Source organism: Serratia sp. 506_PEND (assembly GCF_001076875.1).
Taxonomy (GTDB): domain Bacteria; phylum Pseudomonadota; class Gammaproteobacteria; order Enterobacterales; family Enterobacteriaceae; genus Serratia; species Serratia marcescens.
The window spans coordinates 1-209 of sequence record NZ_JVEL01000292.1; the positions used below are offsets into that span (position 1 = coordinate 1).

Here is a 209-nt window from a genome sequence, read left to right on the forward strand (position 1 = left end):
CCACAGCATGACAATGCAGGCCAGCCACAGCCATCCCAGCGTAAACAATCCCCTTGACCAGAGAGAAGCGAAGGGTTTCACCTCATGAAAAGTAAAAAGAGGTCCTGCCCACCAGACGGCCACCAGGATGATGACCCAGAACACCGCCGCAAACAGCAGCCAGGAGAAGGTGACTTTCTGCAGCCCCTGGCGCAAAAAACCGATAATGT

1 protein-coding gene is annotated in these 209 nt (G+C 54.5%); it reads right to left on the bottom strand.

Features of this window, described 5'->3' with window-relative positions:
* The coding region (locus ADK28_RS32095; protein ID WP_048795335.1) for a hypothetical protein at window positions 1-209 on the bottom strand (209 nt) is incomplete at both ends.